The sequence below is a fragment of the Acidimicrobiales bacterium genome (assembly GCA_035316325.1).
Classification (GTDB): Bacteria; Actinomycetota; Acidimicrobiia; order Acidimicrobiales; family VFJN01; genus DASXTK01.
The window spans coordinates 20,673-47,020 of the sequence record DATHJB010000219.1 but is presented as its reverse complement, the minus strand read 5'-3'; the positions used below and the strand labels follow the sequence as shown (position 1 = coordinate 47,020).

Sequence of the window (26,348 nt, the reverse complement as noted above, 5' to 3'; positions counted from 1 at the left end):
TACCACCCCGAGGCCGGGCCGGGTCCCCACGACAGCCGCTACCTGTTCGCCGAGTTCGCCGACCTGATCGCCGGGAGCGCGCATGCCGCGGCGTGACGACATCGAGTCGATCCTGCTGATCGGCGCCGGCCCGATCGTGATCGGCCAGGCCTGCGAGTTCGACTACTCCGGCACCCAGGCCTGCAAGGTGCTCCGGGCCGAGGGTTACCGGGTGATCCTGGCCAACTCGAACCCGGCCACGATCATGACCGACCCCGAGTTCGCCGACGCCACCTACATCGAGCCGCTCGACCTGCAGCACCTGGCGAAGATCGTCGAGCGGGAGCAGCCCGACGCGGTGCTCCCCACCCTCGGCGGGCAGACGGCGCTGAACCTGGCGATGGAGCTGGTGGAGGCGGGCGTGGTCGGCCACCCGGGCACGCCCGAGCTGATCGGGGCCACCGCCGAGGCCATCGCCACCGCCGAGGACCGCGAGAAGTTCAAGGCCGCCATGCAGGAGATCGGCCTCCGGGTGCCGGCGTCGGCCACGGCCCACTCGTTGGAGGAGGCCACGGAGGTGGTCGAGCAGGTGGGCCTGCCCGTGGTCATCCGGCCGGCGTACATCCTCGGCGGCAAGGGCACCGGGATCGCGTCGACGCCCGACGAGTTCCAGCGGCTCGCCGCCGCCGGCCTCGAGGCCAGCCCCATCGGCGAGATCCTCGTCGAGCGGTCGATCGCCGGGTGGAAGGAGTACGAGCTGGAGGTGATGCGCGACCGCGCCGACAACTGCGTGGTCGTGTGCTCCATCGAGAACCTCGACCCGATGGGCGTCCACACCGGCGACTCGATCACGGTCGCCCCCGCCCAGACGCTGTCCGACGTCGAGTACCAGGCCATGCGCGACGCCGCGTTCGCCTGCATCCGGCGGGTGGGCGTCGAGACCGGCGGGTCGAACGTGCAGTTCGCGTTGAACCCCGCCAACGGCGACATGGTCGTGATCGAGATGAACCCCCGGGTGAGCCGGTCGTCGGCCCTGGCCTCGAAGGCCACCGGGTTCCCGATCGCCAAGATCGCCGCCCGCCTCGCCGTCGGCTACACGCTCGACGAGATCCCCAACGACATCACCCGCAAGACCCCCGCCAGCTTCGAGCCCACCATCGACTACGTGGTCACCAAGGTGCCGCGCTGGGCGTTCGAGAAGTTCCCCGGCACCGACGGGGTGCTGGGCACGTCGATGCAGTCGGTGGGCGAGGCGATGGCGATCGGGCGGACGTTCCCCGAGTCGCTGCAGAAGGCGCTGCGGTCGCTGGAGCACGGTCGCCTGGGCCTGGCGTGCGACCCGGCCGAGAGCGCCCTCGACGACATGTCGGACGACGAGCTGCTGGCCCGGGCCGCGGTCGCGACCCCCGACCGCCCGTTCCACCTGGAGGCCGCGCTGCGGCGGGGCATCCCGCTCGACGTGCTGGCCGAGCGCACGAAGGTCGACCCCTGGTTCCTCGACCAGATCCTGCAGATCGTGGAGGAGCGCACCCACCTGGCCGAGGTGGGCCTCGCGGGGATGACCCGGCGCGCCTGGAAGCGGGCCAAGCAGCTCGGCTTCGGCGACGCCCAGCTCGCCTGGCTGTGGGGCCCTGGTGTCGACCAGCTGGCGGTGCGCGACGCCCGCCTCGCCGCGGGGGTGCGGCCGACGTTCAAGACCGTCGACACCTGCGGCGCCGAGTTCGCCGCGGCCACGCCGTACCACTACTCGACCTACGAGGACGAGGACGAGATCACCGCCTCGGGGCGCCGCAAGGTGCTGATCCTGGGCTCCGGCCCGAACCGCATCGGGCAGGGCATCGAGTTCGACTACTGCTGCGTCCACGCCAGCTTCGCCCTGGCCGAGGCCGGGTTCGAGACCGTGATGCTCAACTGCAACCCGGAGACGGTGTCGACCGACTACGACACCTCCGACCGCCTCTACTTCGAGCCGCTCACGCTGGAGGACGCCCTCAACGTGATCGAGGCCGAGCAGGCGGCGGGCGACCTGCTGGGCGTGATCGTGTCGCTGGGCGGCCAGACGCCGCTGAAGCTGGCGGGCCTGCTGCCCAAGGGCCTGGTGCTCGGCACGTCACCCGAGTCGATCGACCAGGCGGAGGACCGGGAGCACTGGAACGCCCTGTGCGCCCGCCTCGAGATCCCGCAGCCGGCGGGCGGCACGGCCACGTCGTTCGAGGAAGCCAACGCCGTGGTCGGGCGCATCGGCTACCCGGCGCTGCTGCGGCCGTCGTACGTGCTGGGCGGGCGGGCCATGGAGATCGTCTACGACGAGGACGGCCTGCGCCGGGCGATCGAGGCGCTGTCGAGGTTCGGGTCGCTGGGCAAGGAGGGCGGGCTGTCGGCCGAGCGCCCGGTGCTCGTCGACCGGTTCCTGGAGGACGCCACCGAGGTCGACGTCGACGCCATCCGCGACCGCACCGGCGAGGTGGTCATCGGCGCGGTGATGGAGCACGTCGAGGAGGCGGGGGTCCACTCGGGCGACTCGGCCTGCTCGATCCCGCCGTACTCGCTGTCGGCCGAGACCGTGGCGGTGATCGAGGACTACACCCGCCGCCTGGCCGACGCCCTCGACGTCGAGGGACTCCTCAACGTCCAGTACGCGGTGACACGTGGGGGCGACGACTCACGTCTGCGAGATCTCGCCGGCGAGACCGGCGAGAGGTCAAACGACGCTGTGTCTGCCGCTCTTGGCGCCTCCGGCGCCGGGCCGCTGGGCCCGAGGCGCCAGGGCCAGGTGTTCGTGATCGAGGCCAACCCGCGGGCCAGCCGGACTGTGCCGTTCGTTGCCAAGGCGACCGGCGTGCCGCTGGTGAAGATCGCCGCCCGGGTGATGGTCGGGGCGACGCTGGCCGAGCTGCGCGACGAGGGCCTCCTGCGGCCGCCCACGGGTGCGGGCAGCGGCCGGGGCGACCGGGTGGCCGTGAAGGAGGCGGTGCTGCCGTTCAGCCGCTTCCCCGACGTCGACACCGTGCTCGGCCCCGAGATGCGCTCCACCGGCGAGGTCATGGGCATCGACCGCACCTTCGGGCTGGCGTTCGCCAAGGCCCAGGTGGCGGCGGGCGACATGCTGCCCGACAGCGGCACGGTGTTCCTGTCGCTGGCCGACCGCGACAAGCCCGCGGGCCTGCGGGCCGCCGCCGGCTTCGTCGACCTCGGCTTCGAGATCGCCGCCACCGACGGCACCGCCGAGTACCTCGAAGACGCCGGCATCACCATCGCCCAGCGGGTCGCCAAGGTGAGCACGGCGGGGGAGCGCAGCACCGAGGACCCGTCCTGGCCGACCGCGGTCGAGCTGCTGGCCCAGGGGAAGGTGCAGCTGGTGGTCAACAGCCCCCGGGGACGTGGCGCCCGCGCGGATGGCGACTACATCCGCCGTGCGGCCTCCGCCCATCGCGTACCGTGCCTGACGACGGCGTCGGCCGCGGTGGCCGCCGCCGAGGGGATGCGCGACCGCGCGGACCACGATCTCCAGGTGGGCACGCTCCAGGAGTACCTCACGCAGTGACGTCGCTTCCCACCCGCATCGGGTCGGTGGCTCTCCCCGAACCGGTGCTGACGGCGTCGGGCACCGCGGGCCACGGCGCCGAGCTGGCGGCCTACGTCGACCTGAGCCGGCTGGGCGCGGTGGTGGTGAAGTCGCTGCACGCCGGCCCGTGGGACGGGAACCCGCCGCTGCGGGTCACCGAGACGACGGCCGGGATGCTCAACTCGGTGGGCCTCCAGGGGCCGGGCGTCGAGGCGTGGCTGGCCGACGACCTGCCGCCGCTCGTCGCCACCGGCGCCCGGGTGGTCGCCTCGATCTGGGGACGCTCGGTGGCCGAGTACGAGAAGGCGGCCGAGATGCTGGCCGCGGCGCCGCCCGAGGTGGTCGCCGTGGAGGTGAACCTGTCGTGCCCGAACACCGAGCACGGCCGCGACCTGTTCGCCCACGACGCCGACGCCACCCGCCAGGTGATGGCCGCCAGCGCGGCGTGCGGCCGACCCCGCTGGGCCAAGCTGAGTCCCAACGTGACCTCGATCCCGCCGATCGCCGCCGCCGCCCAGGAGGGCGGGGCCGAGGCCGTCACGCTGGTCAACACCGTGATGGGCATGGCGATCGACCCCGAGACCCGCCAGTTCCGGCTGGGCGCGGGCGCCCGGGGCGGGGGGCTGTCCGGCCCGGCGATCCACCCGGTCGCCGTGCGGGCCGTGTTCGACGTCCACCGCGCCCTGCCGGACCTGCCGATAGTGGGCGTGGGCGGCGTCGCGTCGGGCGGCGACGCGGCCGAGCTGATCCTGGCGGGTGCAACGGCCGTCCAGGTGGGTACAGCCACCTTCGTCGAGCCTCGGGCGCCCGTGCGGGTGCTCGACGAGCTGCACGCCTGGGCACACCGGCAGGGCATACGAGACCTTCACGACGTGATCGGAGCAGCACATGACCGTTGACACCACCACCGACGCCGCCGTCCCCGAGGCGCTGCGCGCCCGGCTGGCCCTCGCCCTCGACGTCGACGACCTGGTGGCCGCGGTGCGCCTGGCGCGCGACCTGCAGCCGTGGTTCGGCACGATGAAGGTGGGCATGGAGCTGTTCGCCGCCGCGGGACCCGACGCCATCGTGAGCCTCTCGCAGCTCGGGGTCGACGTGTTCTACGACGGCAAGCTGCACGACATCCCCAACACGGTGGGCCGCACCGCCCGGGTGCTGGGCGCGCTCGGGGCCCGCTACGTGACGCTCCACACGAGCGGCGGCGTGGCGATGCTGCGGGCCGGCGTGCAGGGGCTGCGGGAGGGTGCCCTGGGCGCCGGGTTGCCGGAGCCGACGGCGCTGGCGGTGACCGTGCTCACCAGCGACCCCGACTGGTCGGAGCACCTGGTGCGCCAGCGGGCGGTCGCCGGGCTGGAGGCGGGCTGCGGCGGCTTCGTCTGCTCCGTGCCCGACCTGCCGATCCTGCGGGAGCTGGCCCCGGCGGCCACGATCGTCACCCCGGGCATCCGCCCGGCGGGCGCCTCCGCCGACGACCAGGCCCGCGTCGCCACCCCTCAGGCGGCGCTCGACGGCGGCGCCGACCTCCTGGTCATCGGCCGTGCGGTGGTCGCCTCCGACAGCCCGATCGAGGCCACCCGCTCCCTGGTCGCCGGGTTGTCCTAACCCATCCAGTCGTCCCGGTCCGAGTCATCCGTAGCCGCCAACTCACAGTCGAGTCGTTCGTGGTCGGAGACCGACCACAAGCAACTCGAGAACAACCGAACGACCACAAAGGACTCGCCAACCACCCGCCACTCTGCGTGGAGTCGGCGTCCGGGCGGGCGAGGGGCGGCGAAGAGTAGTCCGCCGTTCGGGGCCGTTCGCGGATCATGCCGATGAAACAACGGTGAACCGCATGATGTCGCAGCAGGGCTTTCGCGGTGGACTAGGGTTCGACCCCATGCCGAGCCCTCCCCAACTAACACCTGAGCAGCGCGAAGCCGCATTGGCGAAGGCCGCCGAGGCGCGGCGTGCTCGGGCTGAACTCAAAGAGAAGCTGAAGATGGGGTCGATGTCGCTCAAGGAGCTTCTCGACCAAGCCGACAACAGTGACACCGTCGGCAAGATGAAGGTGTTGGCCGTCCTCGAGTCGCTGCCCGGAGTTGGCAAGGTGCGTGCGCGCCGAGCCATGGAGGAGATCGGCATCGCCGATACCCGCCGGGTCCGCGGTCTGGGCGAGCAGCAGCGCAAGTCGCTGCTCGAGTCCTTCGGCACCTGAACCTTCCCGTCTTCCATCCCCGTCCTTGCTAGTCACGGTCTCCGGTCCGCCGGGTTCGGGCACCACCACGGCGGCGACGCAAGTCGCCGCAGCGTTGGGGCTCGAGTTGGTACCCGGCGGGCAGGTGTTCCGGCACATGGCCGTCGAGCACGGCATGAGCCTTGGCGAGTTCGGGGCCTACGCCGCAGCACAGCCGGCGGTCGACATCGAGCTCGATCGCCGGCTGGCTGACCGGGCGCGAGCGGGCGGGGTCGTGATCGAGTCACGGCTCGCCGGTTGGATCGCCCGCAACGAGCACCTCGACGGGCTGCTGGTCTGGATCGGCTGCGACGACGACGTGCGGGCTCGCCGGGTCGCCGCCCGCGAGCACAAGTCCGTCGAGCAGGCGCTCACCGAGAACGCCGAGCGCGAGAAGATCGAGCGCGACCGGTACCTCGCCCTCTACGGCATCGACAACACCGACCTGTCGATCTACGACCTCGTGCTCGATTCGGGCCGACTTCTGGCTCACGAGATCGCCGACCGGATCGTCGGCGCGGCGCGTGCCAAGTTCCCCGCCGCCTGACCGGCAAATCCTGACCTGGTAGGTGGGGATTCACCCTGGCGTCTGACCAGGAGCTATGCTGGTCGGCCGACCTTCCCACCCCTCCCCAGAAGGTGCTCCCACCACATGGCAACCCGCCAAGACACCATGATGACGCCGCCGATCGAGGAGCTCCTCGAGCTGGCCGGCTCCAAGTTCTCCCTGGTCACGCTGTCCTCCAAGCGGGCGCGCGAGATCAACTCCTACTTCAACCAGCTGGGTGAGGGCCTCGGTGCGATCGTGCCCCCGCAGGTCACCTCCGTTGCCCGCAAGCCCCTCTCCATCGCCTTCGAGGAGATCGGCGGCGGCAAGATCGTCCCGGTCACCCTCGAGGAGCAGGCCGAGATCGACGCCAAGACCGCGGCGGCAGCGGCGGCCGCGGCCGACGCCGAGAAGAAGTCCTGATCCCGCCGGGGGAGTGGGGCTGAAGGTCGAGAACGTGCCCGACGTGCCGGACGTGCTCGCCGGCAGGCGGATCGTGCTGGGGGTGTCGGGCGGCATCGCCGCGTACAAGGCCGTCGAGGTGTGCCGTCGGCTGGTCGACGCCGGCGCCCACGTCGTGCCCGTGCTGACCAAGGGCGCGCTGCGCTTCGTCGGCGAGACCACCTTCTCCGCCCTGGCGTCGGAGCGGGCGCACACCTCGCTGTTCGACGACCCCGACCCCATCCCGCACACCCGGCTGGGCCAGAGCGCCGACCTCGTGGTCGTGGCGCCGGCGACGGCCCGGGTGATCGGCACCTACGCCGCCGGCATCTCCGACGACCTGCTCACCGCCACCCTGCTGGCCACCCGGGCCCCGGTCGTCATCGCTCCCGCGATGCACACCGAGATGTGGGAGCACCCGGCCGTGCAGGAGAACCTGGCGGTGCTGGCCCGCCGGGGCGTCCACGTCGTCGCCCCCGAGGAGGGGCGGCTGGCCGGCGGCGACATCGGCAAGGGCCGTCTCGCCAGCCCGGAGGCGATCGTCCGATCCATCGAAATTGCGCTCGAAAACCCGCATATGGCGGGCGGACGAACGCAATTTCCGGACCTCTCGGGCCTCCATGTCGTGGTCACCGCCGGCGGCACCCGCGAGCCCATCGACCCCGTGCGCTACGTCGGCAACCGCTCGTCGGGCAAGCAGGGCCACGCGCTCGCCCAGGAGGCTGTCGACCGGGGCGCCAAGGTCACCCTGGTCACCACCGCCCACCTGCCCGTGGCCGACACGGTCGACGTGGTCGCCGTGGAGACCGCCGCCGAGATGGCCGCCGCCGTGGAGGCCGCCGCGGAGGTCGCCGACGTGGTGGTGATGGCCGCCGCCGTGGCCGACTTCCGTCCCGTCGCCGTCGCCGCTCGCAAGCTCAAGAAGCGCGACGGTGTCCCCGAGATCGTGCTGGAACCGACCGTCGACATCCTCGCTGAGCTGGGCATGCGCAAGCGCCCCGGTCAGACGCTCGTCGGTTTCGCGGCCGAGACCGACGATCTGCGTAAGAATGCGGCGAGCAAGCTCGCAGCCAAAGGCGCGGACATCATCGTGGCCAACGACGTGTCAGCCCCTGGGGTTGGCTTCGAGCACGACACGAACCAGGTCACGCTCCTGTTCCCTGACGGCTCCTCCCGTGAGGTGCCGTTGGTGGACAAGCGAGCCGTGGCCCGAGACGTCTTCAACGCAGTTCTCGAAAGCAGAAGGAGCAACACGTGAGCCTCCGCTGGACCTTCACGTCCGAGTCGGTCACCGAAGGCCATCCCGACAAGATGGCCGACCAGATCAGCGATGCCGTCCTCGACGCCATCCTGGCCCAGGATCCGGTGGCCCGAGTGGCGTGCGAGACCATGGTCACCACGGGCCTCGCCATCGTGGCGGGCGAGATCACCACGACGGCGTACGTCGAGATCCCGAGCATCGTCCGGGAGACGATCAAGGGCATCGGCTACGACCGCGAGTCCGTCGGCTTCGACGGCAACACCTGCGGCGTCCTGACGTCGATCGACCCGCAGTCGCCCGACATCGCCCAGGGCGTCGACACGGCCTACGAGAACCGGCTCGAGGGTGGCGAGGAAGACCTCGACAGCCAGGGCGCCGGCGACCAGGGGATGATGTTCGGCTACGCGGTCGACGAGACCGAAGACCTCATGCCGCTGCCGATCTGGTTCGCCCACCGGCTGGCCCACCGCCTGGCCGAGGTCCGCAAGGCCGGCATCCTGCCGTACCTGCGCCCCGACGGGAAGACCCAGGTCACGGTCGACTACGAGGACGGTGTGCCGGTCGAGCTCAAGACCGTCCTGATCTCCACGCAGCACCAGCCGGGCCTCGACGCCGAGACGCTGATCAAGCCCGACCTGATCGAGCACGTGATCCGGCCGCTGGTCCCGCCGCAGTTCCAGGACGACGACTTCCGCGTGCTGGTCAACCCCACCGGCTCCTTCGAGCTGGGCGGGCCCCACGCCGACTGCGGTCTCACCGGCCGCAAGATCATCGTCGACACCTACGGCGGCGCCGCCCGCCACGGTGGCGGTGCGTTCTCCGGCAAGGACCCGTCGAAGGTCGACCGCTCGGCTGCCTACGCCGCCCGCTGGGTCGCCAAGAACGTGGTCGCCTCCGGGGCCGCCAAGCGCTGCGAGGTGCAGGTCGCCTACGCCATCGGCGTCGCCCACCCGGTGTCGCTGCTGGTGGAGACCTTCGGCACCGAGTCCGTCGACCCGACGAAGATCGGCGAGGCGGTGCGCGAGGTGTTCGACCTCCGGCCCGCCGCCATCCTGCGCGACCTCGACCTCCGCCGTCCGATCTACAAGCGGACCGCCGCCTACGGCCACTTCGGCCGCAGCGACAAGGAGCTGAGCTGGGAGCAGACCACGCGGGTGGACGACCTCAAGAGTGCCCTCAGCCTCTAGAGGCGACGCCCAGACGACGCTGTGGCAGGAGCCGGTCGCGGCTCCTGCTGCGGATGTCGCCGTCGCCGTCGAGGGGCGGGTCGTCCGGGTGCTGCCCGACGAGCCGGCCATCGGCAAGACGTTCGACTACCTGGTCCCCGAGCGATTCGGGGACCAGGTGCGCGTCGGGACCCGGGTGCGGATCGCCCTGGGCGGGCGGAGGGTGGGGGGCTGGATCGTGGCCGTCGACGTCACACCGCCCCCGGGCGTCACGCCTCGGCCCCTGGCGAAGCTCTCCGGTTGGGGCCCACCCGAGGAGCTCATCGCCCTGGCCGGCTGGGCCGCGTGGCGCTGGTGGGGCCGCCCGGCGTCGTTCCTCCGGACCGCCGACCCGGACCGCATCGTGTCGGGGTTGCCCCGGTCCCCTCGGCATCCGGTGGCCTCCGGGGAGCCGGCGCCGCTGCTGCGGTCGGTCGTCCGGCTGCCGCCTGCCGCAGACCCGGTCGAGGTCGTCCTCGGCGCCGCCCGACTCGGGAACGCCCTGGTGGTGTGCCCGAACGTGGGGCTGGCCCGGGCGATCGAGGCGCGGCTGCGGCGGGAGGGCGTGCCGGTGGCGTCGCATCCCCGCGACTGGGCGCTGGGCGCGGCGGGGGCGACGGTGGTCGGCACCCGGGCGGCGGCGTGGGCGCCGGTGGGCGACCTGGCCGCTGTGGTCGTGGTCGACGAGCACGACGAGGGCCACGCCCAGGAGCAGACGCCCACCTGGCACGCCCGCGACGTCGTGGCCGAGCGGGCCGCCCGGGCCGGCGTGCCCTGCGTCCTGGTGTCGCCGTGCCCGACGCTGGAGGCGCTGGCGTGGGGCGAGCTCACCGAGCCCTCCCGCAACGACGAGCGGGCCGGTTGGCCGCTGGTCGAGGTGGTCGACCGCCGCAGCGACGACCCCCGCACCGGCCTCATCTCGCCCCGGTTGGTCGACGTGCTGCGCAGCGGCCGGCGGGTGCTGTGCGTCCTCAACCGGGTCGGCCGGGCGAGGCTGCTGGCCTGCAGCGCATGCGGTGAGCTGGCCCGCTGCGAGGCCTGCGACGCCGCCCTCACCCAGCTGGTCGAAGGGACGCTGGCCTGCCCCCGCTGCAGCCGGGAGCGGCCCACGGTGTGCGCGGCCTGCGGCGCCACCCGTCTCAAGCTGCTGCGCCAGGGCGTGAGCCGGGTGCGGGAGGAGCTGGAGGCGCTGGTGGGCGAGCCGGTGGGCGAGGTCGCCTCCACGTCTTTGAAGGGAAACGACCCGGATAGGGCCGTTTCCCTTCAAAGACGAGTGGTCGTCGGCACGGAGGCCGTGCTGCACCAGGTCGACCGGGCCGAGGTCGTCGCCTTCCTCGACCTCGACCAGGAGCTCCTCGCCCCCCGCTACCGGGCCGCCGAGCAGGCGTTCGGGCTGCTGGCCCGGGCGGCGCGGATCGTCGGCCGGCGATCCGACGGGGGCCGCCTCGTCCTCCAGACCCGGGCGCCGCGCCACGAGGTGGTCCTGGCCGCCCTCCACGCCGACCCGACCCGGGTGACCGACGCCGAGGCCGAGCGCCGCGACCTGCTGCGCTTCCCCCCGGCCGCGGCGCTGGCCGAGGTGTCGGGCCCGTCGGCGGCGGCGTTCGTGGCAGCGTTCGGCCGCCCGGCCGAGGTCGACGTGATGGGCCCGGCCGACGGCCGCTGGCTGCTCCGGGCCCCCGACCACCAGGTGCTCTGCGACGCCCTCGCCGCCACGCCACGCCCCCCGGGCCGCCTCCGGGTTTCGGTCGACCCGTTGCGCGTGTGACGACTTCGGCAAGAATCTCCCGGTGCGGACGATCGACTGGAACGACGGGGCGGTGGTGATCGTCGACCAGACCGCGCTCCCGCACGAGGTGCGCCACGTCCACCTCACCGACGTCGACGGTCTCGTCAACGCCATCCAGCGCCTGGCCGTGCGGGGCGCGCCGGCGCTCGGTGCCGCCGGGGCGCTGGGCGTGGTGCTCGCCCTCGACGAGGCCCGGCGCGCCTCGTGGGACGACCGTGAGCTCGACGCGGCCATCGCCGGCCTGCGCGCCGCCCGCCCGACCGCCGTGAACCTGGCCCGGGGCGTCGCCCGCAGCGTCGCTGCCATCCCCGAGGGTCGCGACGCCGTGCTGGCCACCGCGCTCGCCCTCCTCGACGAGGACGTCGCCGCCAACCGGGCGATGGGCGGCCGGGGCGCCGACCTGCTCCGGGAGCTGTGCCCGCACACCGAAGCCGCCGGCCTCCGCCTCCACACCCACTGCAACACCGGCAGCCTGGCGTGCGTCGAGTGGGGGACCGCCCTCGGGGTGGTCCGCTGCCTCCACGAGCGGGGCGGGGTCGCACTGGTCTACGCCGACGAGACGCGCCCGCTGCTGCAGGGCACCCGGCTCACCGCCTGGGAGCTGCAGGAGATGGGCGTCGACTACCGGGTGGTGGTCGATGGCGCCGGGCCGTCGCTGATCGCCCGGGGCGAGGTCGACGCCGTGGTCGTCGGGGCCGACCGGGTGGTCGCCAACGGCGACGTCGCCAACAAGATCGGCACCTACCCGCTGGCCCTGGCGGCGCAGCGGGCGGGCGTGCCGTTCGTGGTGGTGGCCCCGGAGTCGACGGTCGACCTCGGCACCCCCGACGGCGCCGCGATCGAGATCGAGGACCGCGACGGCGACGAGGTGCTGGCCATCGCCGACGTCCGATTGGCGCCCCCGGGCGCTCGGGCGGTGAACCCGGCGTTCGACGTGACCCCCGCCGATCTGGTCACGGCCCTCGTCACGGAGGACCGCGTCGTCCGCCTCGCCGCCGGCCAGCGCCCCTGATCGAAATCTCGACAGAGATGGCGCCATAGCGACCGTTTCTGTCGAGGTTTCGGGTTGCAGCAGCGTCAGAACGTCATCGCGCACCATGGGGCCCGCGGCGTGGTGAACATCGTCGACGCCCGCTCCAGCGCACCCGGGCGGGCCTCGGTGACCCAGTGGGCCGCCGCCAGCCGCGCCCACGACAGTCCGCCGAGGTAGGCGGCGCCGAGGGCCGAAGCCGACAGCACCAGGTCCGGCTCGTCGCGGGAAGGCGCGCACAGCGAGCCCGAGGGCCCGCCCTCCAGGGCGAACCGGCCGTTGGCGAACCCCATCGGGTCGTCGATCTCGAGCACCAGCCGGCCGTCGGCGGCGTAGTTCCGGGCGGACAGCGCCGCGGGCACGTCGAGGACCCGGGCCCACACGTGGTCGGAGCGGTCGTACATCACGGCGGCCCGACCGTCGTGCAGCCACAGCGGCACGGGGTCGTCGACCGCCCGGGTGCCGAGGTGCACGCTGGCGATCCAGTCGACCGACGACAGGTAGCGCACCACCTCGCGCTGGGCGTCCGGCGAGGCCGTGACCAGCAGCTCCTCGCGGAGCTCGCTCTGCGGGCGGTTGTCGACCCAGCGGTCCTTCACCGTGTAGCTCACGACTCCGCCGACGACGCCCGAGTCGTCGCGCCACACCACCTTGGTGGCCTTGCGCCGGTCCTCGGCCCGCCCGTCGGGCCACTCGAGCTCGCCGGTGTGCACCTTCCAACGGGAGTCCTCGTAGCTCATGTGCCCGACCACGTCGTGGCGGGCGCGCTCGTAGAGCTCCAGCAGCGTCTTGGTGAAGACGTCGTTGTCGACCAGCTCGGTGGAGCCGGTGGGCCGGTCGCGCCACATGCCCGGCACCGAAGTGTCGATGCGGATGGCGCAGGCCTCGGTGGCCGGCCCGTAACCGAAGCGCCCGTAGATGGGGTACTCGGCGGCGACGAGGATGGCGAGCGGCTCGTCGCGCTCGACGATGTCGGCGAGCTGGGTCTGCATGAGCCGGGTGAGGTGGCCCTGGCGACGATGGGTCGGCAGGACGCCGACCGCGGTCACCGCTCCCGAGGCGACCTTGCCGCCCGGCACTGTCACCTCGGTGGGGAACGACCCGGCGGAGCCGACCGGCCGCCCGTCCGACGACCCGTCGTACGCCGCGACGCAGCGCTCCGGGTGCATGTAGGGGCGGACCGTCTCGACCTGCTCGGGGGTGACGGGAGGACCGAGCATGGCGGTGCGGGGGACCACGAACCAGTCAGCCAGCTCGTCGGCGCGGATCAGTCGTGCGGTCGGAGCAGTCACCCCCTCGACGATACGCGGGCACCCGGCGGTAGCCCTGTCGAATTACCCGCCAGAGTCGGGGCACGGAGGTCCAGCAGCCCCGGTGCACAGCGGTAGCCTGGGCCGATGGCCGGTCATCCCATCCGCCTCGTCGGCGACCCTGTCCTCCGGCAGCGGGCCGCCGAAGTCACCGACATCGACGGCAAGCTGGCGCGGCTGGCCGACGACATGATCATCACCATGTACGAGGCGCCGGGCATGGGCTTGGCCGCCCCGCAGATCGGGGTGCGCAAGCGGATCTTCGTGTACGACGTGGGTGAGGGCGCCCAGACGCTGGTGAACCCCACGATCGGCGAGACCGACGGCGAGTGGGCCTACGAGGAGGGCTGCCTGTCGGTGCCGGGTCTGGCCTGGGAGATCGTGCGCCCCAAGGAGGTGCACCTCACCGGTTACGACCTCGACGGCAACGAGGTGTCGATCGAGGCCGACGAGATCCTGGCCCGCTGCTTCCAGCACGAGATGGACCACCTCGACGGGGTCCTCCTGCTGGAGCGCCTCGACGCCGACACCCGGAAGCAGGCGCTGCGCACCATCCGCGAGCTGGGCATCGGTGCCAACTTCGATCCCGAGGTCGCCCCCGCCCGCCGTGGGTCGGGTGGCGCCGGGTTCTCGCTGCGCTAGCTCGTCCCTGCCGTCCTCGTGCCCGATCTGGTGTTGCCTCCCGCGCCGCGTCACCCGCGGCGCCTCGTCTACCTCGGCACACCGTCGTTCGCCGTCCCGCCGTTGCGGGCGCTGGTGGAGGCGGGGTTCGACGTGGGCCTGGTGGTGTCCCGGGCCGACGCCCGGCGGGGGCGGGGTGGCCGCGTGACGCCGTCGCCGGTGAAGGCCGCGGCCTTGGAGCTGGGGTTGCCGGTGTCGGACCGGGTCGACGACGTGCTGTCGGCGGGTGCCGACCTCGGCGTGGTGGTCGCCTTCGGGCGGATCATCCGGCCCGACGTGCTGGCCGAGCTGCCGCTGGTGAACATCCACTTCTCGCTGCTGCCCCGGTGGCGGGGCGCGGCGCCGGTGGAGCGGGCGGTGCTGGCGGGCGACGAGACGACGGGCGTCGACCTGATGGTGGTGGAGGAGGGGCTCGACACGGGCGCCGTCTACGACCGGGCCGAGGTGACGATCGGGCCCGACGAGACCGTCGACGAGTTGCGGGCCCGGTTGACCGACGAAGGGACCAGGCTGCTGGTCGCGAACCTGCGCGAGGGGCTGGGGGAGCCGACGCCGCAGGTGGGGGAGCCGACCTACGCCCACAAGATCGACCCGGCCGAGCTGCGGATCGACTGGTCGGCGCCGGCCGTGGCCGTGCACCGGCTGGTGCGGGTCGGCGGGGCGTGGACGACGTTCCGCGGCAAGCGGCTGAAGGTGTGGCGCACGTCGCTGTCGGTCGAGGAGTCGCCGGAGGTCGAGGGCCTCGACGTGCCGGCGGGCGACGGGACCATCCGACTGCTGGAGGTTCAACCCGAAGGGAAGCCCCACATGACCGCAACCGCTTGGGCCAATGGTGCCCGCTGGAGCCCGGATGAGCCGTTCGGCAACTGAGCGCCGACGCCCGGCGCCGTCCCGGAAGGTGGCGCTCGATGCCCTGGAGCGCATCGAGTCGCACGGCGCCTACGCCAACCTGGTGCTCCCGAAGCTGCTGTCCCGGTCCGGGTTGCCGGAGCGCGACCGCCGCTTCGTCACCGACCTGGTCTACGGCACCACGAGGATGCGCCGGGCCTGCGACTTCCTTGTCGACCGCTTCCTGTCCCGCCCGCCCGTGCCCCGGGTGCGCAGCGCCCTGCGCCTGGGCGCCTACCAGCTGGCGTTCGGCGGTGTGCCGCCCCACGCGGCGGTGGCCGAGACCGTCGCCGTGACGCCACGGTCGGCCCGGGGCCTGGTGAACGCCGTGCTCCGCCGGGTCGCCGAGATCCCGCCCGAGTGGCCCGACGAGGCGAGCCGCCTCAGCGTCCCCGACTGGGTGGTCGCCCGCCTGACCACCGACCTCGGCGCGGACCGGGCCCTCGCCGCCCTGGCCGCCATGAACGAACCGGCCGCGGCGACCGAGCGCGCCGACGGCTACGTGCAGGACGCGGCGTCGCAGCAGGTGGCGGCCCTCGTCGACACCCAACCCGACGACCGGGTGCTCGACATGTGCGCGGCCCCCGGGGGCAAGGCCACCGCCATGGCGTCGACCGGCGCCTGGGTTGTCGCCGCCGACGTCCGCCCCACCCGCGTCGGCCTCATCCGCACCAACGTCGAGCGGCTCGGCGACGGGAAGCGGGTGGCTCTGGTGGTGGGTGACGGGACGCGGCCGCCGTGGCGGGGCGGGGTGTTCGACCGGGTCCTGGTCGACGCGCCGTGCTCGGGGCTGGGGACGCTGCGGCGCCGGGCCGACCTGCGGTGGCGGGTCGACGAGGCGTCGGTCGCCCGGCTCGCCGAGCTGCAGAAGAACCTGGTGGCCGCGGCCGCCGACCTGGTGCGACCGGGCGGCGTGCTCGTCTTCTCGGTGTGCACCCTCACGGCGGCCGAGTCGACCGACGTCGATGCCTGGCTGCAGGAGCGCCGGCCCGACCTCGAGCCGCTCGACCCCGCCGAACCCCCCTGGGAGCCCTGGGGCCGGGGCGCGATCCTCCTGCCCCAAACGGCCAGCACCGACGGCATGTGCCTGTTCCGCTACCGCCGTGCCGCGCCCTAGCCCCAACCCTGAACCTGAGCCCCGCCGGCTGGGGGAGCTGGCGGCGCTGTTCTTCCGCCTCGGGGTGACCGCCTTCGGCGGACCGGCGGCGCACATCGCGATGATGCACGACGAGGTGGTGCGGCGGCGGGGGTGGGTCGACGAGCAGCGGTTCCTCGACACCGTCGGCGCCACCAACCTGGTCCCCGGCCCCAACAGCACCGAGCTGGCCATCCACCTGGGCTGGGAGCGGGCCCGGCTCCGGGGCCTCCTGGTGGCGGGGGTGTGTTTCATCCTGCCGGCCGCCCTGATCGTCGGCGTGCTGGCCTGGGCCTACGTCCGCTACGGCGACACGCCCAGCGTCGAGGGCGTCCTCTACGGCGTGAAGCCGGTGGTGATCGCCATCGTGGTCACGGCGATCGTGAAGCTGGCGCCGACCGCGGGGAAGTCGTGGCCGCTCCGGGTCCTCGGGGTGGCGGCCGCCGGTGCCTACCTCCTCGGCGTGAACGAGCTGTTGCTGCTCGCCCTCGGCGCCCTGTGCGGCCTCGTCGGTTACGCGGTCACGCGGCTGCAGGCGCAGCGCCTCTCCACCTGGTCGCCGCTGCTCGCCCTCGCCACTGCCCCGGGCGCGGCCGACGTCGGCCTCGGCCACCTGTTCGTGGTGTTCGTGAAGATCGGCTCGGTCCTCTACGGCGGCGGCTACGTGCTGCTGGCGTTCCTCGACGGCGAGGTGGTCGACCGCCTCGGCTGGATCACCGGGCAGCAGCTCCTCGACGCCGCCAGCATCGGCCAGGTGACGCCGGGGCCGGTGTTCACCACCGCCACCTTCGTGGGCTACCTGGTGGCGGGCGCCCCGGGAGCCGTGGTGGCGACGGTCGGGATCTTCCTGCCGTCGTTCGTCTTCGCCGGCCTCCTTACGTCGATCGTCCGCTGGATGCGGGCCTCGGCGCCGACCGGGGCGGTGCTCGACGCCGTCAACGCCGCGGCCCTCGGGCTGATGGCCGGCGTCACCGTCCAGCTGGCGGGCGACGCCCTGGTCGACCCGCTCACGGTCGTCGTCGGCGTGGCCGCCCTCGCCGTCCTGTGGCGCACGAAGCTCAACTCGACGTACCTCATCGCCGGGGGAGCGATCGTCGGGCTGCTCCACGCCTACGCCTGACCACCCTCCGCATTTGCACGATTGGTGCAATTCCTATTCATCACCTTCACGGCAAAGTATTCATTACGGTCAGTTGACAAGTCACCCTCCTGCCGTCACAATGACGCCCAGTTCGCAGGGGTTTTGGAGGGACTGGGTCTGCCGACTGAGTTGGGAAGTCGGCGCTGAACACCCCTTTTACAGCGGTCGAGCATTGCTCTGTCGTCCCGCGCTCCTGAGGCGAAATGGGGGAGGGCACAGTGCGCAATCGTGGCGATCTTCTCGACGCGCGGCCGGACATCGGTACCCGGCCGAGCGACCACCGGTCCCGGCCGGGCGACCGGCGGAGAGCACCCCGCCGGAGGCCGCCCCGCCGGGGCCGGGTGTCCATCGCGATCGGCGCCGTCGGCCTCGTCGCCGCCGGAGCGGTGACGTTCCAGCTCTCCGACCTCCACGTCAGCCCCAACGACGACCCCTCGTCGATCCACTGGAGCAACGGCCGCCTGCGCGACTTCGAGGTGCAGAGCCTCGACGGCGGCGGCAACAACCGGCGTAACCCCGGGTGGGGCCAGGCGGGCACGCCGTACACCCGGGTCGGGCCGGCCGTGTACGCCGACGGGATCGCCGCCCCGGTCGAGGGCCCTGACGTCCGCTACCTCAGCAACCGGGTCTTCAACGACGCCAGCCAGAACCTGTTCTCCGAGTCGGGCGTCACCCAGTGGGGCTTCACCTGGGGCCAGTTCGTCGACCACATCGTCGGCCTGCGCGACGGCGACGGCGAGGAGCAGGACCTGCCGTTCGACGCCGGCGACCCGCTGGAGTCGTTCACCAACAACCTCGGCGGCATGGCGTTCACCCGCTCGGCGGCGGCACTGGACACCGGCACCTCGCCGGACCGGCCCCGCGAGCAGGTCAACACCATCAGCTCGTACCTCGACGGCGGCTCCGTGTACGGCACGGACACCGCCCGGCTCGAGTGGCTGCGCGAGGGCAACGTCGACGGCAACATGCGCAACAACAGCGCCCGCCTGCTGCTGCCCGAGGGGATGCTGCCTCGGCGCGACAGCCGCGGGGATGTCACCACCGCTCCCGAGATGGACGTGCAGGGCCGCCTCATGGGCACACCCGAGCACGCCGTCGTCGCCGGCGACGCCCGGGCCAACGAGAACATCGCGCTCCAGGCCACCCAGACGCTGTTCGCCCGCGAGCACAACCGGATCGTGGCGCTGCTGCCGCGCCAGCTGACCGAGGAGATGAAGTTCCAGATCGCCCGCCGGGTGGTGATCGCCGAGCAGCAGTACATCACCTACAACGAGTTCCTCCCGGCGATGGGCGTCCGCCTGCCCCGCTACCGGGGCTACGACCCGCGGGTGAACGCGGCGCTCACCAACGAGTTCGCCACCGTCGGCTACCGGGCGCACAGCATGATCCACGGCGAGCTGGAGCTGGAGGCCGACGCCGCCCGCTACACGCCCGAGGAGGTGGAGGCGTTCGAGGCCTCCGGCATCGAGGTGGTGCCGAGCGAGGACGGCAGCGAGGTCGAGGTCGTCATCCCGCTCAACGTCGCCTTCTTCAACCCGGACCTCGTGAGCCAGTTGGAGCTGGGGCCGGTGCTGCAGGGGATCGGGCTCGAGGCCGAGTACCGCAACGACGAGATGATCGACAACCAGCTGCGCAGCGTGCTGTTCCAGATCCCGACGCCGGGCAACCCGGGGTGCCTCGACGGCGAGGGCCTGCCCGAGTGCTTCCAGGGCGTGGTCGACCTGGGGGCGCTCGACGTCCAGCGGGGCCGGGACCACGGCATGCCCAGCTACAACGAGCTGCGGGAGGCCTACGGGCTGGCGCCGAGGCGGACGTTCGCCGAGATCACGGGCGAGTCGACCGAGTCGTTCCCCGTCGATCCGGAGCTCACCCCGGGCGCCGAGGTCGACGACCCGGACAGCCTCGACTTCGTGCAGGTCCTCGACGGCGAGGGCGTCGCGATCGACCCCGCCGACGAGGTCGCCATGGAGGGCTCCGGCGTCACCGGTGTGCGGCGGACGCCGCTGGCCGCGCGGCTGAAGTCGATCTACGGCTCGGTCGACCGGGTCGACGCCTTCGTCGGCATGGTCGCCGAGCCGCATGCCCCGGGGTCGGACCTGGGCGAGCTGCAGCGGGTGATCTGGGCCCGGCAGTTCCAGGCGCTGCGCGACGGCGACCGGTTCTTCTACGGCAACGATCCCAGCCTGCGCCGCATCCGTGACCTCTACGCCATCGACTACCGGGTCACCCTCGGCGACGTCATCTCGTTGAACTCCGACATTCCCCGCGAGGAGCTCGCCCCCAACGTCTTCCTCGTCCAACCGGAGGAGCCCGCCCCGTAGCCTTCCGGGCGTGGCTGACTGGTCGACGACGGCATCACTGGCAACCGCGGGCGGGACGTTGGTGCTGGCCGTGGCGACGTTCGCGTCGACCCGGTCGGCCAACCGGGCGGCGCGGGTGGCGGAGACGGCGATGCAGGCCGGCCTCCGTCCGCTGCTGCTGGCGTCCCGGCTGCAGGACCCGCCGGAGAAGGTCATGTGGATGGACGAGCACTACGCCAGGGTGCTCGGCGGGCAGGGTGTGCTGGAGGAGATCGACGGCGTGATCTACCTGGCCGCCGGGCTCCGCAACGTCGGTGCCGGTGTGGCGGTGCTCGACGCCTGGCATGTGTTCCCGTTCGTCGACATGGCCACCCCACCGACCCCGGTCGACGAGTTCCGCCGCCTGACCCGGGACCTCTACATCGCCCCGGGCGACTTCGGGTTCTGGCAGGGAGCCATCCGCGACCCCGACGACCCCGACCGCCAGGCCCTCAGCCAGGCCATCGCCGCCCGCTCCCGGATGATGGTCGACCTCCTCTACGGCGACTTCGAGGGCGGCCAACGCACCATCTCCCGCGTCGCCCTCACCTGGCGCGCCGACACCCTCCTCGCCGCCACCTCCCGCCACTGGAACGTCGACCGCACCAACCCCCGCTGACTCACCGCCCGCCGGCCCACTTCTCCAGCTGCGCTCCGATGGCGTCGACATCGAGGTGCTCGGTGACCACCGACAGGACGAAGTCGAACGCCTCGCCGGTCGGAGCGTCCAGCTCGTGGCCGTTGAGGTCGTAGAAGACGACCGTTGCCAGCCATGCCAGTCGCTTGTTCCCGTCCACCAGCGGGTGGTTCATCAGGAGCGACTGCAGGAGGGCGGCGGCCTTGAGGTGCAGCGATGGATAGGCGTCCTGCCCGAAGGCGCTGGCCCGCGGCCGGTTCGCAGCGGCGTCGAGCAACCCGTAGTCACGGACGACACCTGGTGCTCCCGTCGCCGGTGCCGCGATGAGGACGAGGTCCCCGGCAGTCAGATGGACGACCTCAGGCATCGCCGAGCCGCTCGAGCAGCTCCGCGTAGCGCTCGGCGCCCCGGGCCGCGCTCTTGGCGACGCGGGTGGCGTGGAGGTGGTTGACGATCGCCGTGCGGGCGACGTCCTGCATGGAGCGGCCCTCGTTCTCGGCTTGCGCCCGCAGGGCCTGCATCTCCTCGTCGGTCAGCCGAAGCGTCATGGCCATCACGATCTCCTCACGGGTTGGTATCACCAATGATACCAACCATGACCAGGCGACCCGTGTAGTTAGGCTCCGGCGGGTGCGTGAGGTCAGGGAGACGTTGATGGGGGAGGCGTTGGGGTTTCCCGGGGCCTGGGAGGATCATCCGTGGGGGGACACGGTGGTGAAGGTGGGGAAGAAGATCTTCGTCTTCCTCGGGGAGGAAGGGTTCTCCGTGAAGTTGCCGGAGTCGGCGGAGGAGGCGCTGTCGTTGGGCGCCGAGCCGACCGGGTACGGGCTGGGCAGGGCCGGGTGGGTGAGCGTGCGGTTCCAGGGCGACGACGACCCCGTCGACCTCTACCGCGACTGGATCGACGAGAGCTACCGGGCCGTCGCCACCAAGACGTTGGTGAAGCAGCTCGACGCACAGAGGGCCGACGACGCATGACCTGGCAGGCCAAGGTGCTCACGGTGTCCGACGGCGTCGTCGCCGGCACCCGGGAGGACAAGTCGGGCGCGGCGCTCGGCGCCCACCTCCGCGCCGCCGGGTTCGACGTGGTCGACCAGCAGGTCGTCGCCGACGGCGTCGAGAGCGTGGCCGGGGCCATCCAGGACATGAGCGACGGGTTCGCCGGCCTGCTGGTCACCACCGGCGGCACCGGCTTCGGCCCCCGTGACCTCACGCCCGAGGGCACCAAGGAGGTCCTCGAGCGGGAAGCACCCGGCTTAGCCGAGGCCATGCGCCTGGTGAGCCCCCTCGGCCGCCTGTCCCGGGGCGCCGCCGGCACCCTGGGCCACACGCTGGTCCTCAACGTCCCCGGCTCCAGCAAGGGCGCCGTCGAGTGCGTCGACTCCGTGATCGACGTGGTGCCCCACGCCCTCGATCTCCTCACCGGTGGCCGCCCCCACTAGACGGCGGAATTAGAACGTGTTCTAATTCTGGGCGTGGAGGCGACCCTTAGGCTGCGGACGATGGTCGACGAAGACCGCGACACGCGCCACATGCAGCGGGCCGTCGAGCTGGCCGCCGGAGTGCGGACCACCACGGCACCCAACCCCTGGGTCGGCTGCGTGATCGTCACCGCGGACGGCCGCACCTTCGAGGGCGCCACCCAACCTCCCGGCGGCCCCCACGCCGAGGCGGTCGCCATCGCCGACGCCCGGAACGAGCAGGCCGACCTCCGCGGTGCCACCGCCTACACCACCCTTGAGCCCTGCAGTCACCTGGGCCGCACCGCACCCTGCGCCGACGCCCTCGTGGAGGCGCAGATCGGGCGAGCCGTCGTCGCCATCCAGGACCCCGACTGGAAGGTAGCGGGCCAGGGCATCGCCCGCCTCCGGAAGGCCGGCATCGAGGTGTCGACCGGCGTCGAGGCGGCCACCGTCACCCGACAGCTCCTGCCCTACATCACGCACCGGACCACCGGCCGCCCCTACGTCGTCCTCAAGCTGGCGGCCACCCTCGACGGCGGCACGGCGGCCCCCGACGGCACCAGCCGCTGGATCACCGGTCCCGAGGCCCGTAAGGACGTCCACCACCTGCGAGCCGAGAGCGACGCCGTCCTGGTCGGCGCCGGCACCGTCCGCGCCGACGACCCGGAGCTCACCGTCCGCGACGCCCCCGGCAAGGACCCGATCAGGGTCGTCCTCGGCCACGCACCCGCGGACGCCAAGGTCCACCCCGCCCTCGAACTGCAAGGCGACCTCGGCCCCGTGCTCGACGACCTCGGCGATCGGGGCGTCCTCCAGCTCCTCGTCGAAGGCGGCGCCACGGTGGCGGCGTCCTTCCACCACCGGGGCCTGGTCGACCGCTACGTCCTCTACCTGGCGCCCGCCCTCTTCGGAGGAAGAGACGCCGTCGGGTTGTTCAATGGCCGCGGAGCCGCCACGATGGCGGACGTCTGGCGCGGACACATCACGGCCGTGACCAAGCTGGGAGACGACATCCGTATCGACGTGGAGCCTGGCCCGTCGGGCACAGGCCAGGGCCGAGGCGAGGAGCCCAACTGATGTTCACCGGCATTGTCGAGGAGATGGGCCAGGTTGCGTCGCGAGACGGCGGCCGCATCCGCATCGCCGCCCGCAAGGTGCTGGACGACGCCCACATCGGCGACTCGATCGCGGTCGACGGCGTGTGCATCACCGTCGTGGCCCAGGGCGAGGGCTGGTGGGAGGCCGACCTCAGCGACGAGACGCTGAAGCGCACCACCCTCGGCGTCCGCCGGCCCAAGGACAGCGTGAACCTCGAGCGCCCCGTCCGGGTGCAGGACCGCCTCGGCGGCCACATCGTGCAGGGCCACGTCGACGGCGTCGGCGAGGTCACCCACCCGGCCCCGGACCTCGCCGTCCGCATGCCCCGGGAGCTGCTCCGCTACATCGTGGAGAAGGGGTCGATCACCGTCGACGGCGTGAGCCTCACCGTGGTCGACGTCCTCGACGACGGTTTCACGGTCGCCGTCATCCCCCACACCATGGAGGTCACCACCCTCGGCCGCCGCGCCGAGGGCGACCAGGTGAACCTCGAGGTCGACGTCACCGTGAAGTACGTCGAACGCCTGCTCACCTGGCAGGATGACGCCACAGAGCCCGGCACCGATCAGGGCTGATCGGGCCGGAGCCAGACGGGAGGGCCGAGAGCCAATGCCGTTCGCCAAGATCGAAGACGCCGTCGCCGCGGTCGGCCGCGGTGAGATCGTCATCGTCGTCGACGACGAGGACCGCGAGAACGAGGGCGACCTCATCATGGCGGCGGAGTGTGCGACGCCGGAGAAGATCGCCTTCTTCCTGCACCACACCTCCGGCGTCATCTGTGCCCCGGTCACGTCGGAGCGGGCCCGGGAGCTCGACCTGCCGCTGATGGTGGTCGACAACACCGAGAGCATGCGCACCGCGTTCACGGTCACGGTCGACTACCGCCACGGCACGACCACGGGCATCTCCGCCTACGACCGGGCCGCTACGATCAACGCCCTGGTCGACCCGAGCACCCGTCCCGCCGACCTGCTGCGCCCCGGCCACATCTTCCCTCTCGAAGCCCGCGACGGCGGCGTCCTCAAGCGCGCCGGCCACACCGAGGCGTCGATCGACCTCGCCCGCATGGCCGGCCTCTACCCGGCGGGCGTCCTCTCCGAGCTGGTGAACGAGAAGAAGGACGACATGGCGCGGCTCCCCGAGCTGGAGCGCTTCGCCGCCAAGCACGAGCTGCTGATCATCTCGATCGCCGAGCTCACCCGTTACCGCCGGCAGACCGAGAAGCTGGTCCAGCGCATCACCGAGGCCCGCGTCCCCACCGAGTGGGGCGAGTTCACCTGCTACGCCTACCGCTCGACGCTCGACGGCACCGAGCACCTGGCGTTCGTGAAGGGCGCCCTCCAGGGCGAGGAGGACGTGCTGGTGCGGGTGCACTCCGAGTGCCTCACCGGCGACGTCTTCGGCTCGATGCGCTGCGACTGCGGTCCCCAGCTGGCCGAGTCGATGCAGCGGATCGGCGAGGAGGGCCTGGGCGCGGTCGTCTACCTGCGGGGCCACGAGGGCCGGGGCATCGGCATCGGCCACAAGCTGCGGGCCTACCAGCTGCAGGACGACGGCCACGACACCGTCGACGCCAACCTCGCGCTGGGCCTCCCGGTCGACAGCCGCGAGTACGGCATCGGGGCGCAGATCCTGGTCGACCTGGGCGTCACCACCATGCGGCTGATGACCAACAACCCGTCGAAGTACGGCGGCCTGCAGGGCTTCGGCCTGGAGATCACCGGCCGCATGCCGCTGCTCACCCAGCCGAACCCCGAGAACATCGCCTACCTGCGCACCAAGCGGGAGCGGATGGGGCACCTCCTGGAAGGCCTCGACGATGTCCTCTGAGCGTCCCACCCGAAACTTCGACAGGAACGGTCGCTATGGCGCCACCTGTGTCGAGGTTTCGGGGAGGATCGGCTGATGGCAACCGGCGACAGGCGGGCGGGGACGCCTGACGGCGTCGACGGCAAGGGCCTGCGCGTCGGCATCGTGCGGGCCCGCTGGAACTCCCATGTGGTCGACCGCCTGGCCGACGGCGTGCGCCGGGGCCTCCTCGGCACCGGGGTGCTGGAGCCCGACATCGTGGAGGTGTCGGTCCCCGGCTCCTTCGAGATCCCCTTCGGCGCCCGGGTGCTGGCGACCTCCGGCCGGGTCGACGCGGTCGTCTGCATCGGCACCGTCGTGCGGGGCGAGACCACCCACTACGACATCGTGGCGGGGGAGTGCGCCGCCGGCATCCAGCAGGTGCAGCTGTCGACCGGCGTCCCGGTCGGCTTCGGCGTGCTGACCGTCGAGAACGAGGAGCAGGCGCTCGCCCGATCCGAGGGTGAGGGCGGCCACAACGTGGGCGAGGAGGCGGCCTGGGTGGCCGTCGAGATGGCCCGTCTGGCGTCCACCTACGCTTCGTGACGTTCAGAACTCGTTGAGAAAGGGCTCCTGAACAGGTTGCCCAGCGCGTACGGTGGCAGACCGTGCTGAAGCTCGTGCTCCCCAAGGGTTCCCTCGAGAAGGCCACGCTGGCGCTGTTCGAGGCGGCCGACCTCAACGTCAGCCGGTCCGGATCGGTCGACTACCGCGCCAACATCGCCGACCCCCGCATCGACGACGTCCGCATCCTGCGCCCCCAGGAGATCCCCCGCTACGTGGCCGAGGGGTTGTTCGACCTGGGCATCACCGGCCGCGACTGGGTGGAGGAGACCGGCGCCGGCGTCGTCTCGCTGGGCGAGATGCAGTACTCCAAGGCGACGGCCCTGCCGATCCGCATCGTGGTGGCCGTGCCCAGTGACAGCCCCATCACCTACGTGGGCGACCTGCCCGACGGCGTGCGCGTCTCCACCGAGTACCCGGAGATCACCCGCCGCTACTTCGAGAGCAAGGGCATCAAGGCCGACATCCGCCTGAGCTACGGGGCCACCGAGGCGAAGGTGCCCGACATCGTCGACTGCATCGTCGACATCACCGAGACGGGCCGGGCGCTGCGGGCCGCGGGCCTGAAGATCATCGACGAGATCCTGCACAGCTACACCGAGCTGGTCGCCAACCCGGCGGCCTACGAGGACCCGGCGAAGCGCAAGGCCATGGAGCAGATCAAGGTGCTGCTCGACGGCGTGCTCGAGGCCCGGGGGAAGGTGCTGGTGAAGCTGAACGTGGGCGAGGACGACCTGGACGAGGTCACCAAGCTGATGCCGGCGATGAAGTCGCCCACGGTGTCGAAGCTGTTCGGTGTCGACGGTGGCTACGCGATCGAGGCCGTGGTGGCGAAGTCGCAGATCAACACGTTGATCCCGGCGCTCAAGGACGCCGGCGCCTCCGACCTGATCGAGCTCCCGCTGTCCAAGATCGTCCATTGACGCCGATGCCGATGCCGATGGCGCTGCGAGCCTTCGACGCGGGCCGGGGCGTGGTGTCGTCGTTCGACGAGCCCCGCGGCCTCGGGGCGATCACGACCGCCGACGGGGCGGACCTGCCGTTCCACTGCACCGCCATCGCCGACGGCACCCGCACGATCTCGGTGGGGGAGCGGGTGCGGTTCCAGGTGGTGGCCGGCCCGATGGGTCGCTGGGAAGCCGCCCGGATCGAGGCCGGCTGACCGCACGACCCCCCGAAATTGCGTTCGAAAACCCGCATGGAGCGGGCAGA

Annotated in this window: 27 protein-coding genes; 24 read left to right on the top strand and 3 right to left on the bottom strand. The window is 72.2% G+C overall.

What is annotated here, in order from left to right:
* Window positions 1-82 precede the first annotated feature (82 nt).
* The 10 genes from carB (at window position 83) to mtnA (ending at window position 12,014) form a co-directional block, all read left to right on the top strand.
* A complete protein-coding gene (gene carB, locus VK611_28955) occupies window positions 83-3,523 on the top strand; it encodes a carbamoyl-phosphate synthase large subunit (GenBank protein ID HMG45398.1) in 3,441 nt (1,146 codons plus the stop codon).
* Window positions 3,520-4,443, top strand: a complete 924-nt coding sequence (locus VK611_28950; GenBank protein ID HMG45397.1) for a dihydroorotate dehydrogenase — start codon at window positions 3,520-3,522, stop codon at window positions 4,441-4,443. Before carB ends, VK611_28950 begins: the two co-directional genes overlap by 4 nt.
* On the top strand, window positions 4,433-5,146 hold the full coding sequence (gene pyrF, locus VK611_28945; GenBank protein ID HMG45396.1) for an orotidine-5'-phosphate decarboxylase: 714 nt from the start codon (window positions 4,433-4,435) through the stop codon (window positions 5,144-5,146). Before VK611_28950 ends, pyrF begins: the two co-directional genes overlap by 11 nt.
* A 277-nt stretch (window positions 5,147-5,423) precedes the next feature.
* Complete coding sequence (gene mihF / locus VK611_28940) at window positions 5,424-5,741, top strand: integration host factor, actinobacterial type (GenBank protein ID HMG45395.1); 318 nt, start codon at window positions 5,424-5,426, stop codon at window positions 5,739-5,741.
* 25 nt (window positions 5,742-5,766) lie between these two features.
* Window positions 5,767-6,306, top strand: coding sequence for a cytidylate kinase family protein (locus VK611_28935; GenBank protein HMG45394.1), 540 nt, complete (start codon window positions 5,767-5,769; stop codon window positions 6,304-6,306).
* 105 nt (window positions 6,307-6,411) lie between these two features.
* Window positions 6,412-6,729, top strand: coding sequence for a DNA-directed RNA polymerase subunit omega (gene rpoZ, locus VK611_28930; protein HMG45393.1), 318 nt, complete (start codon window positions 6,412-6,414; stop codon window positions 6,727-6,729).
* 34 nt (window positions 6,730-6,763) lie between these two features.
* On the top strand, window positions 6,764-8,005 hold the full coding sequence (coaBC, locus tag VK611_28925; GenBank protein ID HMG45392.1) for a bifunctional phosphopantothenoylcysteine decarboxylase/phosphopantothenate--cysteine ligase CoaBC: 1,242 nt from the start codon (window positions 6,764-6,766) through the stop codon (window positions 8,003-8,005).
* Window positions 8,002-9,195: a methionine adenosyltransferase gene (gene metK, locus VK611_28920; GenBank protein ID HMG45391.1), complete on the top strand. Its 1,194-nt coding sequence runs from the start codon at window positions 8,002-8,004 to the stop codon at window positions 9,193-9,195. The genes coaBC and metK overlap by 4 nt, the downstream gene beginning before the upstream one ends.
* The gene (locus VK611_28915; GenBank protein HMG45390.1) at window positions 9,179-10,981 is read left to right on the top strand and encodes a hypothetical protein; all 1,803 of its coding nucleotides are present in this window, start codon (window positions 9,179-9,181) and stop codon (window positions 10,979-10,981) included. Before metK ends, VK611_28915 begins: the two co-directional genes overlap by 17 nt.
* Window positions 10,982-11,003: 22 nt before the next feature.
* Complete coding sequence (mtnA, locus tag VK611_28910; GenBank protein HMG45389.1) at window positions 11,004-12,014, top strand: S-methyl-5-thioribose-1-phosphate isomerase; 1,011 nt, start codon at window positions 11,004-11,006, stop codon at window positions 12,012-12,014.
* 65 nt (window positions 12,015-12,079) lie between these two features.
* On the opposite strand, the gene VK611_28905 is transcribed toward mtnA, so the two are convergent.
* Complete coding sequence (locus VK611_28905; GenBank protein HMG45388.1) at window positions 12,080-13,324, bottom strand: GNAT family N-acetyltransferase; 1,245 nt, start codon at window positions 13,322-13,324, stop codon at window positions 12,080-12,082.
* Between the two features lie 105 nt (window positions 13,325-13,429).
* Here VK611_28905 and def point away from each other — a divergent pair, with 105 nt between their 5' ends.
* The 6 genes from def (at window position 13,430) to VK611_28875 (ending at window position 20,145) form a co-directional block, all read left to right on the top strand.
* On the top strand, window positions 13,430-13,984 hold the full coding sequence (gene def / locus VK611_28900; GenBank protein ID HMG45387.1) for a peptide deformylase: 555 nt from the start codon (window positions 13,430-13,432) through the stop codon (window positions 13,982-13,984).
* An 18-nt stretch (window positions 13,985-14,002) separates the two neighbouring features.
* Window positions 14,003-14,893: a methionyl-tRNA formyltransferase gene (locus VK611_28895; GenBank protein HMG45386.1), complete on the top strand. Its 891-nt coding sequence runs from the start codon at window positions 14,003-14,005 to the stop codon at window positions 14,891-14,893.
* A 28-nt stretch (window positions 14,894-14,921) separates the two neighbouring features.
* Entirely contained in the window at window positions 14,922-16,028 is a 1,107-nt protein-coding gene (locus VK611_28890) for a transcription antitermination factor NusB (GenBank protein HMG45385.1), read from the top strand.
* On the top strand, window positions 16,015-17,166 hold the full coding sequence (gene chrA / locus VK611_28885; GenBank protein HMG45384.1) for a chromate efflux transporter: 1,152 nt from the start codon (window positions 16,015-16,017) through the stop codon (window positions 17,164-17,166). The genes VK611_28890 and chrA overlap by 14 nt, the downstream gene beginning before the upstream one ends.
* A 362-nt stretch (window positions 17,167-17,528) precedes the next feature.
* The gene (locus VK611_28880; protein HMG45383.1) at window positions 17,529-19,508 is read left to right on the top strand and encodes a peroxidase family protein; all 1,980 of its coding nucleotides are present in this window, start codon (window positions 17,529-17,531) and stop codon (window positions 19,506-19,508) included.
* A 10-nt stretch (window positions 19,509-19,518) separates the two neighbouring features.
* On the top strand, window positions 19,519-20,145 hold the full coding sequence (locus tag VK611_28875) for a hypothetical protein (protein HMG45382.1): 627 nt from the start codon (window positions 19,519-19,521) through the stop codon (window positions 20,143-20,145).
* A gap of 1 nt (window position 20,146) precedes the next feature.
* On the opposite strand, the gene VK611_28870 is transcribed toward VK611_28875, so the two are convergent.
* Both VK611_28870 and VK611_28865 read right to left on the bottom strand, forming a co-directional pair.
* Window positions 20,147-20,530 (bottom strand): type II toxin-antitoxin system death-on-curing family toxin, encoded by a 384-nt coding sequence (locus VK611_28870; protein HMG45381.1) that lies wholly within the window; start codon window positions 20,528-20,530, stop codon window positions 20,147-20,149.
* Window positions 20,523-20,717 carry a hypothetical protein gene (locus VK611_28865; protein ID HMG45380.1) on the bottom strand — a complete coding sequence of 65 codons (195 nt, stop codon included), beginning with the start codon at window positions 20,715-20,717 and terminating at the stop codon, window positions 20,523-20,525. Before VK611_28865 ends, VK611_28870 begins: the two co-directional genes overlap by 8 nt.
* Here VK611_28865 and VK611_28860 point away from each other — a divergent pair.
* The 8 genes from VK611_28860 to VK611_28825 all read left to right on the top strand — a co-directional run bounded on the left by VK611_28860 (window position 20,710) and on the right by VK611_28825 (window position 26,298).
* A complete protein-coding gene (locus tag VK611_28860) occupies window positions 20,710-21,141 on the top strand; it encodes an MmcQ/YjbR family DNA-binding protein (protein ID HMG45379.1) in 432 nt (143 codons plus the stop codon). The two genes, VK611_28865 and VK611_28860, sit on opposite strands and share 8 nt — an antisense overlap.
* Window positions 21,138-21,605, top strand: a complete 468-nt coding sequence (locus VK611_28855) for a MogA/MoaB family molybdenum cofactor biosynthesis protein (protein ID HMG45378.1) — start codon at window positions 21,138-21,140, stop codon at window positions 21,603-21,605. The genes VK611_28860 and VK611_28855 overlap by 4 nt, the downstream gene beginning before the upstream one ends.
* Window positions 21,606-21,665: 60 nt before the next feature.
* On the top strand, window positions 21,666-22,703 hold the full coding sequence (ribD, locus tag VK611_28850) for a bifunctional diaminohydroxyphosphoribosylaminopyrimidine deaminase/5-amino-6-(5-phosphoribosylamino)uracil reductase RibD (protein HMG45377.1): 1,038 nt from the start codon (window positions 21,666-21,668) through the stop codon (window positions 22,701-22,703).
* Window positions 22,703-23,299, top strand: coding sequence for a riboflavin synthase (locus tag VK611_28845; GenBank protein ID HMG45376.1), 597 nt, complete (start codon window positions 22,703-22,705; stop codon window positions 23,297-23,299). Before ribD ends, VK611_28845 begins: the two co-directional genes overlap by 1 nt.
* 34 nt (window positions 23,300-23,333) lie before the next feature.
* Complete coding sequence (locus VK611_28840; protein ID HMG45375.1) at window positions 23,334-24,554, top strand: bifunctional 3,4-dihydroxy-2-butanone-4-phosphate synthase/GTP cyclohydrolase II; 1,221 nt, start codon at window positions 23,334-23,336, stop codon at window positions 24,552-24,554.
* A gap of 75 nt (window positions 24,555-24,629) precedes the next feature.
* The gene (gene ribH / locus VK611_28835) at window positions 24,630-25,118 is read left to right on the top strand and encodes a 6,7-dimethyl-8-ribityllumazine synthase (GenBank protein HMG45374.1); all 489 of its coding nucleotides are present in this window, start codon (window positions 24,630-24,632) and stop codon (window positions 25,116-25,118) included.
* Window positions 25,119-25,180: 62 nt separating this feature from the next.
* Window positions 25,181-26,059, top strand: coding sequence for an ATP phosphoribosyltransferase (hisG, locus tag VK611_28830; protein ID HMG45373.1), 879 nt, complete (start codon window positions 25,181-25,183; stop codon window positions 26,057-26,059).
* 5 nt (window positions 26,060-26,064) lie between these two features.
* Window positions 26,065-26,298: a cold shock domain-containing protein gene (locus tag VK611_28825; GenBank protein HMG45372.1), complete on the top strand. Its 234-nt coding sequence runs from the start codon at window positions 26,065-26,067 to the stop codon at window positions 26,296-26,298.
* The last annotated feature ends 50 nt before the right edge of the window (window positions 26,299-26,348 follow it).